We start from the raw sequence: 15,287 nt of genomic DNA, 5'->3' as shown, positions 1-15,287 counted from the left end.
TGTGACACTGCGGTGCCGAAAGTGCATCATGCGGGAGTTCGCAGAGCGCTCAGCGCCCGGTTCTCGACGGGGATGCGGAAGCCGAGCAGCAGCACGGCGTTGAGCACGGTGAAGACGATCGCGGTCAGCCACGCGGTGTGCACGAGCGGCAGGGCGATGCCCTCGATGGCGACGATCCAGTAGTTGGGGTGCCGCAGCCAGGCGAACCGGTACGGCCCGCGGGTGACGCGCGCTGCGCCGGGCACGACGATGACGCGCGTGTTCCACTGCTCGCCGAGCGAGGCGATCACCCAGTACCGGCCCGCCTGGCACAGCAGCGCGATGACGAGCATGGGCCACCCGAGCGCGCCGATGAAGGGGCGGTCGAGCAGTACGACCTCGGCGATGCACGCGACGAGCAGCCCCGTATGCAGGGCGACCATGAAGGGGAAGTGCCGCTGCCCGTGCTCGACGCCGCCGCGCGCGAAGGCGGCCGCGGCGTGCCGCTTCGAGATGACGAGCTCGACGAGGCGCTCGACGCCGGTGGCGAGCACGAGCAGCGAGTAGAGGATGACGCTCATGACCACTCCAGGAGGACGAGCTCGGCGGTGACGCCGGGGCCGAGGGCGAAGAGCACGGCGCGGGTGCCGGCCGGCTGGTCGCCGACCTCGGCGAGCACGTGCAGCACGGCGGCCGACGACAGGTTGCCGGTGCGCGCCATGACCTGCCACGAGGCGTCGAGGGCGGCCGGCGGCAAGTCGAGCGCGGCCGTGAACGATTCGAGGATGCGCGGGCCGCCCGGGTGGGCGATCCACCGGTCGACGTCGTCGCGGGTCAGCCCCTCGGCCGCGAGCAGCTCGTCGACGCCGGCCGCGAAGTGCCCGTCGATGAGCGCGGGCACGCCGGCGGCGAGCATGAGGGTGAAGCCGCTCGCGCCGATCTGCCAGCCGATCATCTCGGCGCTGTCGGGGTAGAGGGCGCTGCGGGTGGCGACGACGTCGGCCCCGCGACGAGCGGCGAGCGGATGCTCGTCACCCACCATCACGACCGCCGCGGCCCCGTCGCCGAAGATGCCGGTGCCGACGACGTTCGCCATCGACTGGTCGCCCCACTGCAGCGTCAGCGAGCACAGCTCGACGCTCACGAGCAGCGCGACCCCGGTGGGATGCCCGGCGAGGTAGTCGGCGACGCGCGCGATCCCGGCGGCGCCGGCGACGCAGCCCAGCCCGAAACTCGGCACGCGCTTGAGGTCGGGGCGGAACCCCATCGAGGTCGCCAGCAGCGCGTCGAGCGAGGGAGCCTGCACGCCCGTGACGGTCGTGAAGAAGAGGTGATCGACGTCGGCCGGCGCGAGCCCAGCGCTGTCGAGCGCCGCCCGCACGGCCCGCTCGACGAGGGGCATCGCCAGCTCGACGAACAGGGCGTTGGTCTCGCTGAACGAGTCGAGGTCTGCGTACCGATCGAGCGGCAGGGCGAGGTGCCGCCGCGTGATGCCGCTCGCGGCGTGCACGCGCTCGAGCACCGAGCGCGCGGCGGTGTCGCCCGCGAGCCGGTCGGCGAGCGCCGCCGTGATCTCGCGCTGCTCGTGCACGTTCTCGGGCAGCACAGGCGCGACGGCGGCGATGCGGGGCATGCGCGCATCCTGCCACGCGGGGCTTCGGGGGCGTCCAGGTCGTCGGCGGTAAGGGGTGGAGGCGGGAGTGCTCCGACGCGCCCCACCGCGTCGTACGCTCGACCCAGTCGCGCACGACGGCGTGCGGCGAGGGAAGGACGAGGCGTCATGGGTGTGGCGGACCAGACCGGGGCGACCCCGCTCGCCCTGCCGAGCGCCCTCGATGCCGACCTCGACGCGCTGCGCGCCGGCGCCGCCGCCTGGGTCGCGAGCAGCCTCGCCGAGAAGCGTGCCCTGCTGCGCGAGCTGCGCCGCAGCACTGCCGCCGCCGCGGCCGATTGGGTGGCCGCTGCGTGCGCCGTGAAGCGCATCGACCCGGCGACCCCGGCCGCGGGCGAGGAGTGGTCGAGCGGCCCCTATGCCGTCATCAGCGCCACCAGTGCGCTCGAGAAGACGCTGCGCACGATCGAGGCCGGCGGCACGCCCCTCACCGAGCGGCGGCTGCGGCGAGCGCCGCGGGGGCGGGTCGCGATCCGAGCGTTCCCGTACACCGTGAAGGACGTTGTGCTCGCCGGCTACTCCGCCGACGTCTGGCTGCGCCCCGGCGTGAGCCTGGCCGAGGCGCGCGAGGGCGTCGCGCGGGCCCTGCGCGATGCGGAGCGCGCCCCGACGATCACGGCGGTGCTGGGCGCCGGCAACATCACGGGCATCCCCGCCCTCGACGTGCTGACGGCGTTGTACCAGGAGGCGAGCGCGGCGATCGTCAAGCTCAACCCCGTCAACGCGGCCGTCGGCGACGCGCTGCGCGCCGCCTTCGCCCCCGCGATCGAGCGCGATCTGGTGCGCATCATCGAGGGGGATGCCCGGGTCGGCCAGGCGCTCATCCACCACCCGCAGGTCGACCGCGTGCACATCACCGGCAGCCGCGCGAGCCACGACGCGATCGTCTACGGCACCGGAGCCGAGCACGAGCAGCGTCGACGCGAGCAGCGCCCCCTGCTCGACAAGCCGATCACGAGCGAGCTCGGCGGCGTCGGCCCGGTCATCGTCGTGCCGGGGGGCGCGCGTGCGGCGAAGGGCCGCGACGACTGGAGCGACGCCGACCTCGACGCCGTCGCGCGCGGCATCGCGACCGAGCGTCTGCACAACTCGGGCTTCAACTGCATCGCGACGCAGCTCGTCGTGATCCCGGCCGAGTGGGCGCACGCCGACGCGCTCGTGGCGATGCTGCGCGGGCACCTCGCCGCCGCTCCGACCCGCCCCGCCTACTACCCCGGCGCCGCCGAGCGCCGCGCCGCCGCCGTCGCTCATCACCCCGACGCGCTCGACCTCGGCGGCGACCCGGCCGCCGCCCGCGCCCTCGTCGACCACCTCGACCCCGCCGACGACGCCGAGCCGCTGTTCACGACCGAGGTATTTGGCCCCGTGCTCGGCGTCGTGCGCGTGCCGGGCTCGGCCGAGCCGGCCGCGTTCCTCGACGCCGCAGTCACCGTCTGCAACGAGCGCCTCGCCGGCACGCTCGGCGCGGGCCTGGTCGTGCACCCCCGCACGCACGCCGCGCTCGGCCCCGCCCTCGACGCCGCGGTCTCGCGCTTGGAGTACGGCACGGTCGGCGTCAACTGCTGGGTCGGCCCGCTCTTCGGCATGCCGGGTGCGACGTGGGGCGCGTTCCCCGGCCACGAGATCCACGACGTCGGCAGCGGCATCGGCGTCGTGCACAACGCGCTGCTGCTCGACCCCGAGCACGTCGAGCGCACGGTCGGCCACGGCCCGTGGCGCCCGTCGCCGACGCCGCTGTGGTCGGTCGACAACCGCACCGCGCACGTCACGGCCGAGCGCCTGACCCGCTTCGCCGCCGACGACTCCCCCGCCGCCGTGCCCGCCGCGGTCGCCACGATCGCCAGCTACGTGAGGGGTTAGCGGATGCTCGACGCACGCACGCGCACGGACGAGTCGCCCGACCACCACGACGTCATCGTCATCGGCTCCGGCTTCGGCGGCTCGGTCGCCGCCCTGCGCCTGGTCGAGAAGGGCTACCGCGTGACGGTGCTCGAGGCGGGCCGCCGCTTCGCGGACGACGAGTTCGCCCGCACCTCGTGGGATCTCAAGCGGTTCTTCTGGGCGCCGAGACTCGGCCTGCTGGGCATCCAGCGCATCCACCTGCTCGACGACGTCATGATCCTCGCCGGGGCCGGCGTCGGCGGCGGCTCGCTCGTCTACGCGAACACGCTCTACCGGCCGGCGAGCGACGCGTTCTTCACCGACCGGCAGTGGGCGCACATCACCGACTGGAAGGCCGAGCTCGACCCGTACTACGACCAGGCGAGCCGCATGCTCGGCGTGGCGATGAACCCAACCGTCACGCCCGCCGACGAGGTCATGCGCAAGGTCGCGGCCGACCTGGGCGTCGCCGACAGCTTCCACCTCACGCCGGTCGGGGTGTACTTCGGCGAGGGCGCGGGCGTCGAGTCGCCCGACCCGTACTTCGGCGGCGCCGGTCCGGCGCGGCGCGGCTGCCGCGAGTGCGGCGAGTGCATGACGGGCTGCCGGCACGACGCGAAGAACACGCTCGTGAAGAACTACCTGCATCTGGCCGAGTCGGCGGGCGCCGAGGTGCGGCCGCTCACGACGGTCACCCGGGTCGCCCCGAGGCCCGGCGGCGGGTACGCGGTGACCACGCGCCGCACCGGCAAGGGCCGTCGCACCGAGCGCACGCTCACGGCCGATCAGGTCGTCGTCGCCGCGGGAGCCTGGGGCACCCAGCAGCTGCTGCACCGCATGAAGGCCGAGGGGCACCTGCCGGGCATCTCCGATCGGCTGGGCGAGCTGACCCGCACGAACTCGGAGGCCCTCGGCGGAGCATCCACCGCCCTGCGCCACGCGCGCGGCGTCGACTTCACCCGCGGCGTCGCGATCACGTCGTCGATCCACCCCGACGAGCACACGCACATCGAGCCCTGTCGCTACGGCCACGGCTCGAACGCTCTCGCACTGCTCGCGACGCTCGCGGTTCCGGGCGGTCGGCGCACGCCGCGCTGGCTGCTGTGGATCGGCCAGCTGCTGCGCCACCCCGCCCGCGTCGCCTCGATGATCGTCGGACTCGGCAGCTGGAGCGAGCGCACGATCGTCGGCCTCGTCATGCAGAACCGCGACAACTCGCTCACGGTGCGCGCCGGGCGCGGGCTGTTCGGGCGGTTCCGCTTGCGGTCGGAGCAGGGGCACGGCGAACCGAACCCGACGTTCATCCCCGAGGCGAACGAGGCCTACGGGCTCATGGCGCAGCACATGAACGGATTCGCCCAGTCGGGCATCAGCGAGGTGTTCGACGTGCCCATGACGGCGCACTTCCTCGGGGGATGCCCGATCGGCGGCAGCGCCGCGACCGGCGTCGTCGACCCGTACCACCGCGTGTTCGGGCACGAGGGCCTGCACGTCGTCGACGGCGCGGCGATCTCGGCGAACCTCGGCGTCAACCCGTCGCTCACGATCGCCGCGCAGGCGGAGCGCGCCTTCGCCCTGTGGCCGAATCGCGGCGAGGCGGATGCTCGCCCGCCGCTCGGCGCCGCCTACGTGCCGCTGCCGCCCGTGCCCCCGCGGTCGCCCGTGGTGCCGGCCGGCGCGGTCGGCGAGCTGCGCCTCCCGGGCGCGCCGGTCGCCCTGCCGATGCCGCGCGTGCGTGCGGCGGAGCCGCAGCCGCGCTAGCCCGCCCCGGCCCGCACCGCGGCGCTCCGCCCCGCCCTACGGCCGCGGCAGCGGCCGGAACGACCGCAGCCGCAGCGAGTTCGTCACCACGAACACGCTCGAGAACGCCATGGCGAGCCCCGCGAGCAGCGGGTTGAGCAGCCCGAGCATCGCGACGGGGATCGCCGCGACGTTGTACCCGAAGGCCCAGAAGAGGTTGCCGATGATGGTGCGCAGCGTGCGGCGCGCCAACCGGATGCCGTCGGCCACGAGAGCCAAGTCGCCGGAGACGATCGTGAGGTCCGACGCGGCGATCGCGGCGTCGGTGCCGCCGCCCATCGCGATGCCCAGGTCGGCCGCCGCGAGCGCCGCCGCGTCGTTGACCCCGTCGCCGACCATCGCGACCACGCGACCGGACGCCTGCAACGACCGGATCACCTCGAGCTTGCCCGCCGGCGTCACCCCGGCCCGCACATCCGTGATGCCGAGCGCAGAGCCCACGGCCGCGGCCGCTCCGGCGTTGTCACCCGTGAGCAGCACCGGCTCGAGGCCGAGCTCGCGCAGCCGCGCGACCGCGAGCCGCGACGTCGGCTTGAGCTCGTCGGCGAGCACGACGACGCCGGCGAAGGCTCCGTCGATCGCGACGGCGATGGGGGTGGAGCCCTGTGCTTCGTGCGGCGCGAGCGCGGCATCCGGCACCTCGATCGCCCACTCGGAGGCGAGCCACGACGCACGGCCGACGGCGACCGCCCGTCCGTCGACGACGGCGGTGACGCCGAGCCCGGCGTGCGAGGCGAACTCCGACGCGCGAGGCAGCGCGGTGCCCGTGGCGCGCGCGTGGTCGACGACGGCGCGGGCGAGCGGGTGCTCGCTGCCCTCCTCGGCGGCGGCGGCGAAGGTCAGCAGGTCGGTGGCCGAGATTCCCGACGCAGGCACCACGGCGCTCACCTCCATGTGCCCGGTGGTCACGGTGCCGGTCTTGTCGAGCACGACGGTGTCGATGCGGCGGGTGCTCTCGAGCACCTGGGGCCCCTTGATGAGGATGCCCAGCTGCGAGCCGCGACCGGTGCCGACGAGCAGCGCTGTCGGTGTGGCAAGGCCGAGCGCGCACGGGCAGGCGATGATGAGCGTCGCGACGGCGGCGGTGAAGGCGATCTCGATCGACCCGTTCAGCAGCACCCAGCCGAGCAGCGTGCCGAGCGCGAGCACGAACACGATCGGCACGAAGACGCCCGAGACGCGGTCGGCGAGGCGCTGGACCTGCGCCTTGCCGGTCTGCGCCTCCTCGACCAGGCGGGCGAGGCGGGCGAGCTCGGTGTCGGCGCCGATGCGCGAGGCCTCGACGACGATGCGGCCGGAGACGTTGATGGTGCCGCCGACGACGCGGCTGTCGACCTCGACGTCGACGGGCACGCTCTCGCCCGTGAGCAGCGAGGCGTCGACGGTCGACGTGCCCTCGACGACGACGCCGTCGGTGGCGATCTTCTCGCCGGGGCGCACGACGAAGCGGTCGTTGAGCTGCAGCTGGTCGATGGGCACGCGCACCTCGACGCCGTCGCGCAGCACGGCGGCGTCGCGCGCGGCGAGGTCGAGCAGGGCGTTGAGCGCGGCGCTCGAGTCGCGCTTGGCGCGGGCCTCGAGGTAGCGGCCGAGCAGGATGAACACGGTCACGGCCGCGGCGACCTCGAGGTAGATCTCGTGGGCGCCGGCCTCGGGCGTGCCGAGCAGCTGCAGCGTCATCGTCATGCCGGGCATGCCGGCCTCGCCGAAGAAGAGCGCGTACAGCGACCAGAGGAACGCCGCCGAGACGCCGACCGAGATCAGGGTGTCCATGGTGGCGTTGAGGTGCCGCGCGTTGACGGCCGCGGCCCGGTGGAACGGCCACGCCCCCCACACGGCGACGGGCGCCGCGAGGGTGAGGGCGAGCCACTGCCAGTACGTGAACTGCAGCGCCGGGATCATCGACATCAGCAGCACCGGCACCGTCAGCGCGGTCGAGATGAGCAGCCGCTGTTTCAGCGCCGCGAGCGCGTCGGGGCGCGCCTCGCCGGCGGCGCCGGCCTCGGCCGAGCCCGATCCGGGGGCGGCGGATGCTGCGCTCGCGCTGCGAGGGACGACGAGCGACGCCCGGTACCCGGCCTTCTCGACCGCCGCGACGAGCGCGTCGGGGTCGAGCCGCGCATCCGCTGCCGCGGCCGCGTCGGGCGCGAGCCGCACGGTGGCGCGCTCGGTGGCGTAGTTGACGGTCGCCTCCACGCCGGGCAGCTTGTTGAGCCCGCGTTCGATGCGGTTGGCGCACGAGGCGCACGTCATGCCGACGAGGTCGAGCTGTAGCTCGGGGGCGGTGCTCGCCGGGGTGGGCTGCCCGCTCGTGCTGGGGGTGGCGGTGGTGGTCATGCTGGGGGCTCCGGTCAGCTGCGGGCGGCGATGAGGTCGCGCATGTCGTCGATCTCGTCCTGCTGCGTGGTGATGATCGTCTCGGCGAGCTCGGCGACCTCGGTCGATTCGCCGTCGTCGAGCACGTCCTGCGCCATGTCGATGGCGCCCTCGTGGTGCTCGATCATGCCCTCGAGGTAGAGCAGCTCGGCCTCGTCGCCCTGGGCCTCGGCGATCGCGTCGAGGTCGTCGTCGCTCATCATGCCGCCGGGGCCGCCGTCGCCGTGACCCCCGTGGCCGTCGCCCATGGCGCCGCCCATGCTGGGCACGCCCCAGTCGTCGAGCCAGCCCTCCATGAGCTCTATCTCGGGGGCCTGCGCGGCGATGATCTGCTCGGCGAGGTCGACGATCTCGGCGTCGATGTCGTCGCGGCCGAGCATGAGCTCGCTCATCTCGACGGCCTGCTCGTGGTGGGGGATCATCATCATCGCGAACATCGCGTCGGCGCGGTTCACGCCCGCGGGCAGGTCGTCCATGCCGTCGCCCATGCCGCCCATGCCGCCGCCCGAGCCGCCGGTGTTGACGGTGACGCAGCCGGTGAGGGCGAGGGCGAGCGCGGCGACGCCGGCGAGGGCCACGGATGCGCGGCGGCGGGTGGTCGTGCGAGTCATGGTGAGCCTCCTGAGGTGGTCACGGGCGCGGTTGTGGCGGGCCGACCCGTCGAGTCTCGCATACCCCAGGGGGGTATCGCAAGCGGACGTGCGGAACGAGTGCGGCCCCCGGTCCGCGGCCCCGTCGGGCGCGGCCCGAGGGCCGGTGGTCGCACTCGTGTCGTCAGGCCAGCTGGTAGCCCGCCTCCTCGACGGCGGCGCGGATCGCGGCCTCGTCGATGGGGCCCTCGGCGGTGACGGTGACGCGCGAGGCGCCGCCCTTGACGAGCGCGACGTCGACGGCCCGCACGCCGGCGACGGCGCCGACCTCCTCCTTGACGCTCGCGACGCAGTGGCCGCAGGTCATGCCGGTGACGAGGTATTCGGTGGCGGCCGCGTCGCTCGAGGCCGGGGCGCTCGCGGTCTCGGCGGCGCCGTGGCCGCAGCCGCACGAGCCGCCGCCGCAGCAGCCGCCCGCGCTCGCGCTCTGGTCGCCGAGCAGGTTCAGTCGAGGGGTGTCGTTGGTCTCCATACGACCAGTCTGACATACCCCACCCGGGTATGTGAAGCGGGCGGCCGGGGTACCCCCGACGAACGGTGAGCAGACGATCGGCTGTTCGTCATCGAACGCGCGGCGAGCATCCAGCCAGCGTCTTTAGCGTCGCGCCAGCGGCGCCCGGCCCCCGGCGCCGCGTCTCTTCGAGCGACGGAGCCCGGATTGCAGCCCTCCCCCGCGTACGACGCCGACGTGGTGATCCTCGGCGCGGGCTGCGCCGGGCTGGCCCTCGCGGCGCGACTCGCCACGACGGCGCCGAGCGTGCGCGCGATCGCGGTCGACGTGCGCACCCGGTACGACGACGACCGGTCGTGGTGCTTCTGGGGCGACGAGCCGGCCGGGCTCGAGGGGCTCACCGCCCGCGCCTGGAACGACTGGGTCTACCAGGCCGAGGCCGGCGCCGCGCATCCGCACCGCGTCGACGGCGTGGCCTACCGCTACGTGCGCGCTGCCGACTACTACGCGCACTGCCGCGCCCGCATCGCCGCGAGCGAGCACGTCGAGCTGCGCCTGGGCGTCGCCGCGGGCGCGGTGCGCCGCGACGGCGAGGCGCTCGTCGTCTCGACGTCGGCGGGCGAGCTGCGCGCCCGCTGGGTGGTCGACACGCGGCCCAGGCGGCAGCGGGCGCTGCTGTTCCAGTGCTTCACGGGCGTGGAGGTCGACCACGGCGGTCGCCTCGATCTCGCCGCACTCGGCATCGGGGCGGATGCGGTGGGCCTCATGACGGGGATGCGCGCCGACGCCTCCGGCCTCGGCTTCGTCTACGTGCTGCCGCTGTCGCACTCCACGGCCCTCGTCGAGTGGACGCGCTTCGCCCCCCACCCGCTGCGCGCCGCTGAGGTGCGGGCGGGGCGCGACGCCGCGCTCGCCGACCTCGGGGTGCGACTCGGCGAGCCGGGCGTGCGCGTGCTGCGCGAGGAGGGCGGCGTGCTGCCGATGGGGCGCGTCGCCGACGACGTGCCCGCGCCGCGCATCCCCGGCCTCGTCGTCGCTGGCGCGGCCGGCGGCGCCCTGCGCGACGCGACCGGCTACGGCTTCGCGCGCATGCAGCAGTGGGCCGACGACTGCGCAGCGCGGCTCGCGCGCGGCGAGGCGCCCGTCGGCCACCCGCCCGAGCCGTTCGTGCGGCGGCACATGGACCGCATCTTCCTGCAGGCCCTGCGCGCGCACCCGGAGCGCTCGGCCGAGTACTTCGCCCGCATGGCTCGGGGGGTCGCGCCCGAGCGGCTGCTGCGGTTCCTGACCGATCGCGCGCGCCTCAGCGACCTGCTCGCGATCATCGCGAGCCTGCCGCTGCTGCCGTTCCTCGCGCAGCTGCCCGACCGGTCGCGGCGGCTCGCCGAACCGCTCGGGCGCCGGCGCGGCGACCTCGTCGGCCTCGGGGCGCGGCGGCCGCGGCCGGCCCGCGCGGCGGCGATCGGCAAGCCGGAGCCCCTCGAGCAGGTCGCGTCGTGACCGCGACGGCGACCCCGCCGGCGACGGCGACGCGCCTCGGCGGCCCGGCCCCGGGCATCCGTCGCCGCCGACCGCCGCTCGAGACCTGGCTCTTCACCGGCACCGCCCTCGCGACGACGCTCGCGTTCCTGCTCGCCGACCCCGAGCCGCCGCTCGTCGTGCAGATCGCGGCGATCGCGCTGCTCGCCGCCGTGCTCGGCATGCCGCACGGAGCCCTCGACCCGCTCATCGCGCGCCGCCTCGGCCTGTGGCGCGGGCCGGTCGGGTTCGCGGCGTTCAACCTCGTCTACGCCGGCGTCGCGGCGGCGGTCGTCGGGTTGTGGCTCGTGGCGCCGGTGCCGGCGCTCGTGCTGTTCCTGGTGGTGTCGGCGGCGCACTTCGGCGGCGACTGGCTGCGCGAGGGGCCCGCGGTGCTGCGGTTCGCCGCCGGTGCGGGCATGCTCTCGCTGCCGGCGCTGCGCGACACGGATGCCGTGGCCGGCCTCTACGCGACCCTCGCCGGCGAGGGCGCCCGCTCGGTCGCCGCGGCGCAGGCCGCGCTGGGCATCCCGCTGCTCGTCCTGCTGCTCGGCACCGCGATCATCGCCGCTCGACGCGCCCCGCACGAGGCCGGCGAGCTGGCCCTCGTCGCGCTGCTCGCCCTCACCACGCCGCCCCTGGTGTTCTTCATCGTCTACTTCTGCACGCTGCACAGCGCCCGGCACCTGCGCGAGGGCTTCGCGGAGGAGCGCGAGCAGCCCCGCCGGGTCGTCGCACTCGTCGTCGTCGCGTACACGATCGTGCCGCTGCTGGTCGCCGCGTGGTTCGTGGCCGCGACGGCGACGGCCGCGACCCTCGACGAGCAGCTGCTGCGCGTCGTGTTCATCGGGCTGGCCGCGCTGACCGTGCCGCACATGGTGCTCGTCGCGCTCGGCGACCGGGCGCTCGCGCGAGCCGGAGCGGGTGCGAGCGCGACCGCGCGGGGCGGCGCGGCTCAGCCGATGAGCTCGGGCAGCTGATCCCCGTCGCTCGGCTCGCGCCGAGCATCCGCCGCCGCGCGCCGCCCGCCACGCTGCGCGGCCGCGCCCGCGAGCACGACGACGGCGATGCCGACCACCTGCACGAGCGACGGCGACTGCGCAAGCACGAGCAGGCCGAGCGTCAGGCCGATGGCCGGCTCGACGGCCATGAGCGTGCCGAAGGCGGTGTGGGTCATGCGCCGCAGGGCGAGCATCTCGAGCGCGAACGGCAGCACGGGCAGCAGCACGGCGAGCCCGAGGGCGATGAGCAGCACGCGGCCGTCGATGGCGCCCCACGCCTGCGGAACGCCGACGACCGCCGCGGCGAGCGCCGCCACCGGAATCGTCAGCGCGAGCCCCTGGATGCCGTCGAACCGGTCGCCGATGCGCTGCGTGTAGAGGATGTACGTTCCCCAGCCGACGGCGGCGATGGCCGCGAAGCCGACGCCGAGCAGGTCGATCTCGCCGAGCCACGGCTCGGTCAGCAGCACGACGCCGACGAACGCGACGATCGGCCAGACGAGCGCGCGACGGCTGCCGCTGCGCGCGGCGGCGACGGTGAGCGGGCCGAGGAACTCGATCGCGACCGCCGTGCCGAGCGGGATGCGCTCGAGCGCCGCGAGGAAGAACACGGTCATGAGCCCGGTCGCGACGCCGAGCACGAGCAGCGGCACGACGTCGGCGCGACGGATCGCCGACAGCCGCGGCCGAGCGATGACGATGAAGAGCACCGCGCCCATGCTGAGCCGCAGCCACGCCGTGCCAGCCGCGCCGACCTCGTCGATGAGCCCGACCGAGAGCGCTGAGCCCAGCTGCACCGAGAGCATGGCGAGCAGGGCGTAGCTCCACGGCGGCACGCGGGTGAGCGGGCTGACTCCGACGCTCACGAGTGCACCCCCGCTGAGCGCACGCCGCCCGCCGCCGGCTCGTACACCGCGAGGGTGAAGCGCGCGCGATCGCGGCCCGCCGCCGCGTAGGCGTGTGCGACGTCGCCGGCGAAGGCCAGCGCATCCCCCGCCGCCAGCTCGTGCGCGACGTCGTCGACCTCGACGATCACGGCGCCGTCGAGCACCTGCAGCAGCTCGCGCGTGCCGGGAGTGTGCGCGGCCGAGTCGAGGCGGTCGCCGGGCTCGAGTGTCCACTCCCACAGCTCGAAGGCGTCGGGCAGCGTCGCGCTCGCGACGAGCGTGCCACGACCGCCATGGTCGCCGCGCCACAGCACCGTGCCCGTGCCAGCGCGCGTGACCGTCGCGGACTCGCGCGCAGGGAGCTCGACGAGCACCGGCAGGGCCACCCCGAGCGCCTCGCTGAGCTTCAGCAGCGTGCCCAGGCTGGGGTTCGCGGCGCCCTGCTCGACGGTGACTAGCATGCGGCGGCTGACGCCCGCGGCCTCGGCGAGCTGGTCGAGCGTCCACTGCCGCGCCTGGCGCTCTGAGCGCACGCGCGCGCCGATGGCGACCGCGAGGCCCGTGATCTCGTCCTCCATGCAGTGCAGAATACTGCACTATCAGTGCATGTGGATGCTCAGCTCGACGGCAACGCCTTCTGGAAGTGGTACGAGCTGATGCGGTGCCCCTCACGGAAGTACAGCGCGTGCGCCGCCTGCCGCTCGGGCTGCACGCCGGAGTCGAGGTGCACCTCGGTGATGTCCTCCGCCGCGGCGAGCGCGTCGATCCACCGCAGCAGCGCCGTCGCGCCGCCCCGGCCGCGCCCCTCCGGCAGCGTCGACAGGTCGTCGATGTAGACGTGCCGGCCCCACGCGAGCTTCTCGTCGATGCGGAACCCCGCGACCGAGATCGCGTGCTCCTGCCCGCCATCGGAGCCGTCGAACGCGCCGATGAGTCGGTACCCCTGCGCGAACTGCCGCGTCACCCGCGCGATGAACGACTCGAGCTCGCCGACCTGCGGTCGCAGCTCGCGCATCGCGAGATACGCGAGGTGGCAGTCGTCGGCGGTCAGTTCGCGCACATCCATGCGCCTACCCCATCACGCGAGCGGATGCTCGTGCACCACCGTGCTGAACATCGACCCGTTCAGCTCGAGGTACAGCTGCCGCTCGGTCACCGACACGGTGATCGTGTTGCGGCGCTCGAGCACCGCCACGGCCTCGTCGATGAAGCCGGGGGCGAAGCTGTACAGGCTGATGCGCTCCGCCTCGTGGATCTTCTTGCCCGCCCACAGCGCGAGCACCTTGGCGGGGTCGCGGTGCGTGTAGATCGCGGTGCGCTCGGCGAGCTTGCTGCCGCGGTGCAGCCGGTCGGCGTCGGGTGCGCCGACCTCGATCCAGCCCGTCACCCGCCCGGTGCGATCGCGGATGACCACCGCGGGCTCGTCGACCGCCGAGACCCCCTCGCTGAACTGGGCGCCCTCATCCCATTCGAGGCAGAACGCCAGCACGCGCACGAGCATGTAGGAGTCGGTCTCTGACGGGTGCCGCGCCACCCGCAGCGAAAGCTCCTCGTACACGCCCCGGTCGACGTCGGCGAGCGGCCCCGTGAACGTGTGCATCACTGCGCCGGCTGCCATGGTGCTCGAGCCTACGGGTCGCGCGCCATCCGAGCGAAGTTCAATTTGACGAGGCTGACACCGGCGGCTCGCCCGTGGACCACTTGCATCTGGTTGAACCCAGGGCAAGAATCCAAGGAAGCTAGGGGTGCTTTTTTGCGGCGATCGCCATTATCGGAATTTCTCTACGGATTGCTTTAAAGGAATTTGGTAGGGACGTTGGCGGCAGACCAGAAATCGCGTCAACTATTGCATCGATGCTTTTCAGCCCCTTGTTGGTATGGCGTTTCGTCAGAAGGTGTAACTCAGTCTGCTCCGCCGGAGGTATCGCCATGTATTGAAACAGGCGCTGTCGAGTTTCCCGTGCTGCCACCAAGTCGATCTCAAGTGCGTATCGGAAACAAAATACGCCAACAGTGCGCAACATTTTCATTGCTTCCGTGTGATTTGAGTGAAGGCTATGGACTAACTTTGAATGGTCGCCTGTTTTCGGAAACAATGTCGAAAGAAGAGTTCCAGACTTCGCTACGGCTCGATACTGGGGATAGCCAGATGCATTCAGGCTGCGCTGGCGGTCATCCTTGCTGTAGGGAAGAAAGTAATCCTTATCCACGATGTATGCGGACGCAATCTCAAGTTCTTTCATCAGATGATACATATGACCAATCGAAGTCACGCTGCCGAGCGTGACGATGTTGATGCCTAGAGAAGCCACATCAGCGCCCGCGTCGGCAAGGAGCGACGCGACGACCGCTGCATCTGCTGGCCCTTCCACCACCACGACGAAGTCCGCAAACAGGAACTCGGAGTTTAGGCGTCTGTGGAATCGGTAGTAGGAAACGCGATCGATCCCGGATCTGCTAAAGAAGTCGGGCTTTACTTGAGACAGCCGAGACTCCAGCCCCCGGGTCTTCCCTTGCGCGCGACGGCACAAGATAACCTGCTCATGCTCCAGGGCATCAACGATCGTTGGGGAGTGGGTTGTGAAGATCACCTGGAGCCCCATCCCGACCAGGTTGCTCATGAGCTGCCGCTGCGCCTGGGGGTGCAGGTTTTGTTCGGGCTCCTCCATTCCAAGGATGAAGACCTTTCCTTCGATCTCCGCGAGGTATGCGTAAAGAGCGAAGATCGCCATGCTTTGCGTGCCCGACCCGGAATCTTCAAGCCGGATAGATTGCCCGCCTTCCTTAACGGTGATCGCGAGGCTCGGAAGGAGAAGCCGATAATCAGGATCGCTGGCGAAGTCAAGTTCGAAGCTGAACGGTCCATCGAGCGGCGCCACCTTACGAAGTTGCTTCTGAAAGCCTGTCAGGGCGTTCTTACGGAGCGAAGCTGCAACCTCAACAATTCGCGGACGGCCGCGTCCGTTTGAGTGGTGGTCTTTCGCTTCGTTGCGATGATCAGCTGTCGTTAGTTTAGGCGGCGGTGATCTCGGGGAGTATCACCGCCTCGTCGATGGTGGGGGTGGTCGCGGT

General features: G+C 72.6%; 14 protein-coding genes and 1 pseudogene. 4 read left to right on the top strand and 11 right to left on the bottom strand.

The genetic code is table 11. The annotated features are described in order from the left end of the window. Nucleotides 1-26: 26 nt before the first annotated feature. Both ID804_RS00070 and ID804_RS00065 read right to left on the bottom strand, forming a co-directional pair. Nucleotides 27-560 (bottom strand): isoprenylcysteine carboxyl methyltransferase family protein, encoded by a 534-nt coding sequence (locus ID804_RS00070; RefSeq protein ID WP_169076954.1) that lies wholly within the window; start codon nt 558-560, stop codon nt 27-29. Continuing rightward, nucleotides 557-1,612, bottom strand: a complete 1,056-nt coding sequence (locus ID804_RS00065) for a type III polyketide synthase (RefSeq protein WP_169076953.1) — start codon at nt 1,610-1,612, stop codon at nt 557-559. The genes ID804_RS00070 and ID804_RS00065 overlap by 4 nt, the downstream gene beginning before the upstream one ends. 147 nt (nt 1,613-1,759) lie before the next feature. Here ID804_RS00065 and ID804_RS00060 point away from each other — a divergent pair, with 147 nt between their 5' ends. Together ID804_RS00060 and ID804_RS00055 are read left to right on the top strand one after the other, a co-directional pair. Further along, nucleotides 1,760-3,511, top strand: a complete 1,752-nt coding sequence (locus ID804_RS00060; protein WP_169076952.1) for an aldehyde dehydrogenase family protein — start codon at nt 1,760-1,762, stop codon at nt 3,509-3,511. A 3-nt stretch (nt 3,512-3,514) separates the two neighbouring features. Beyond that, entirely contained in the window at nt 3,515-5,293 is a 1,779-nt protein-coding gene (locus tag ID804_RS00055; RefSeq protein ID WP_169076951.1) for an FAD-dependent oxidoreductase, read from the top strand. Nucleotides 5,294-5,329: 36 nt separating this feature from the next. On the opposite strand, the gene ID804_RS00050 is transcribed toward ID804_RS00055, so the two are convergent. The 3 genes from ID804_RS00050 to ID804_RS00040 form a co-directional block, all read right to left on the bottom strand. Next, on the bottom strand, nt 5,330-7,669 hold the full coding sequence (locus ID804_RS00050) for a heavy metal translocating P-type ATPase (protein WP_169076950.1): 2,340 nt from the start codon (nt 7,667-7,669) through the stop codon (nt 5,330-5,332). Between the two features lie 14 nt (nt 7,670-7,683). Then, nucleotides 7,684-8,319 (bottom strand): DUF305 domain-containing protein, encoded by a 636-nt coding sequence (locus ID804_RS00045; RefSeq protein WP_169076949.1) that lies wholly within the window; start codon nt 8,317-8,319, stop codon nt 7,684-7,686. Between the two features lie 163 nt (nt 8,320-8,482). Next, on the bottom strand, nt 8,483-8,830 hold the full coding sequence (locus ID804_RS00040) for a heavy-metal-associated domain-containing protein (RefSeq protein WP_169076948.1): 348 nt from the start codon (nt 8,828-8,830) through the stop codon (nt 8,483-8,485). Nucleotides 8,831-9,016: 186 nt separating this feature from the next. On the opposite strand from ID804_RS00040, the gene ID804_RS00035 reads away from it, so the two are divergent. Continuing rightward, nucleotides 9,017-10,309, top strand: a complete 1,293-nt coding sequence (locus ID804_RS00035; RefSeq protein ID WP_169076947.1) for a lycopene cyclase family protein — start codon at nt 9,017-9,019, stop codon at nt 10,307-10,309. Next, complete coding sequence (locus tag ID804_RS00030; protein ID WP_169076946.1) at nt 10,306-11,307, top strand: Brp/Blh family beta-carotene 15,15'-dioxygenase; 1,002 nt, start codon at nt 10,306-10,308, stop codon at nt 11,305-11,307. Before ID804_RS00035 ends, ID804_RS00030 begins: the two co-directional genes overlap by 4 nt. Here the strand turns inward: ID804_RS00030 and ID804_RS00025 are convergent. The 6 genes and pseudogenes from ID804_RS00025 to ID804_RS12525 all read right to left on the bottom strand — a co-directional run. Then, entirely contained in the window at nt 11,283-12,194 is a 912-nt protein-coding gene (locus ID804_RS00025) for an EamA family transporter (RefSeq protein WP_396789505.1), read from the bottom strand. The genes ID804_RS00030 and ID804_RS00025 overlap by 25 nt on opposite strands. Further along, complete coding sequence (locus tag ID804_RS00020; protein WP_169076945.1) at nt 12,191-12,793, bottom strand: helix-turn-helix domain-containing protein; 603 nt, start codon at nt 12,791-12,793, stop codon at nt 12,191-12,193. The genes ID804_RS00025 and ID804_RS00020 overlap by 4 nt, the downstream gene beginning before the upstream one ends. A 38-nt stretch (nt 12,794-12,831) precedes the next feature. Next, the gene (locus ID804_RS00015) at nt 12,832-13,281 is read right to left on the bottom strand and encodes a GNAT family N-acetyltransferase (RefSeq protein WP_169076944.1); all 450 of its coding nucleotides are present in this window, start codon (nt 13,279-13,281) and stop codon (nt 12,832-12,834) included. Nucleotides 13,282-13,293: 12 nt separating this feature from the next. After that, a complete protein-coding gene (locus ID804_RS00010; RefSeq protein ID WP_169076943.1) occupies nt 13,294-13,833 on the bottom strand; it encodes a YaeQ family protein in 540 nt (179 codons plus the stop codon). A 121-nt stretch (nt 13,834-13,954) separates the two neighbouring features. Next, the gene (locus tag ID804_RS00005; protein WP_464515809.1) at nt 13,955-14,806 is read right to left on the bottom strand and encodes an ATP-dependent nuclease; all 852 of its coding nucleotides are present in this window, start codon (nt 14,804-14,806) and stop codon (nt 13,955-13,957) included. Continuing rightward, nucleotides 14,783-15,175: pseudogene (locus ID804_RS12525) on the bottom strand (ATP-dependent nuclease); the annotation flags it as partial. The pseudogene ID804_RS12525 and the gene ID804_RS00005, both read right to left, overlap by 24 nt. Nucleotides 15,176-15,287 lie beyond the last annotated feature (112 nt).

Source organism: Microcella alkalica (assembly GCF_014595885.1).
Taxonomy (GTDB): domain Bacteria; phylum Actinomycetota; class Actinomycetes; order Actinomycetales; family Microbacteriaceae; genus Microcella; species Microcella alkaliphila_B.
The sequence above is the reverse complement of the archived record's forward strand: the minus strand, read 5'-3'. Positions and strand labels throughout refer to the sequence as shown.

What these genes read in the sequence shown, in the direction of transcription:
- ID804_RS00060 (WP_169076952.1), top strand. Translation starts at nt 1,760, where the DNA reads ATGGGTGTGGCGGACCAGACCGGGGCGACCCCGCTCGCCCTGCCGAGC.
- ID804_RS00050 (WP_169076950.1), bottom strand. Translation starts at nt 7,669, where the DNA reads ATGACCACCACCGCCACCCCCAGCACGAGCGGGCAGCCCACCCCGGCG.
- ID804_RS00020 (WP_169076945.1), bottom strand. Translation starts at nt 12,793, where the DNA reads ATGGAGGACGAGATCACGGGCCTCGCGGTCGCCATCGGCGCGCGCGTG.
- ID804_RS00070 (WP_169076954.1), bottom strand. Translation starts at nt 560, where the DNA reads ATGAGCGTCATCCTCTACTCGCTGCTCGTGCTCGCCACCGGCGTCGAG.
- ID804_RS00010 (WP_169076943.1), bottom strand. Translation starts at nt 13,833, where the DNA reads ATGGCAGCCGGCGCAGTGATGCACACGTTCACGGGGCCGCTCGCCGAC.
- ID804_RS00015 (WP_169076944.1), bottom strand. Translation starts at nt 13,281, where the DNA reads ATGGATGTGCGCGAACTGACCGCCGACGACTGCCACCTCGCGTATCTC.
- ID804_RS00055 (WP_169076951.1), top strand. Translation starts at nt 3,515, where the DNA reads ATGCTCGACGCACGCACGCGCACGGACGAGTCGCCCGACCACCACGAC.
- ID804_RS00040 (WP_169076948.1), bottom strand. Translation starts at nt 8,830, where the DNA reads ATGGAGACCAACGACACCCCTCGACTGAACCTGCTCGGCGACCAGAGC.
- ID804_RS00065 (WP_169076953.1), bottom strand. Translation starts at nt 1,612, where the DNA reads ATGCCCCGCATCGCCGCCGTCGCGCCTGTGCTGCCCGAGAACGTGCAC.
- ID804_RS00045 (WP_169076949.1), bottom strand. Translation starts at nt 8,319, where the DNA reads ATGACTCGCACGACCACCCGCCGCCGCGCATCCGTGGCCCTCGCCGGC.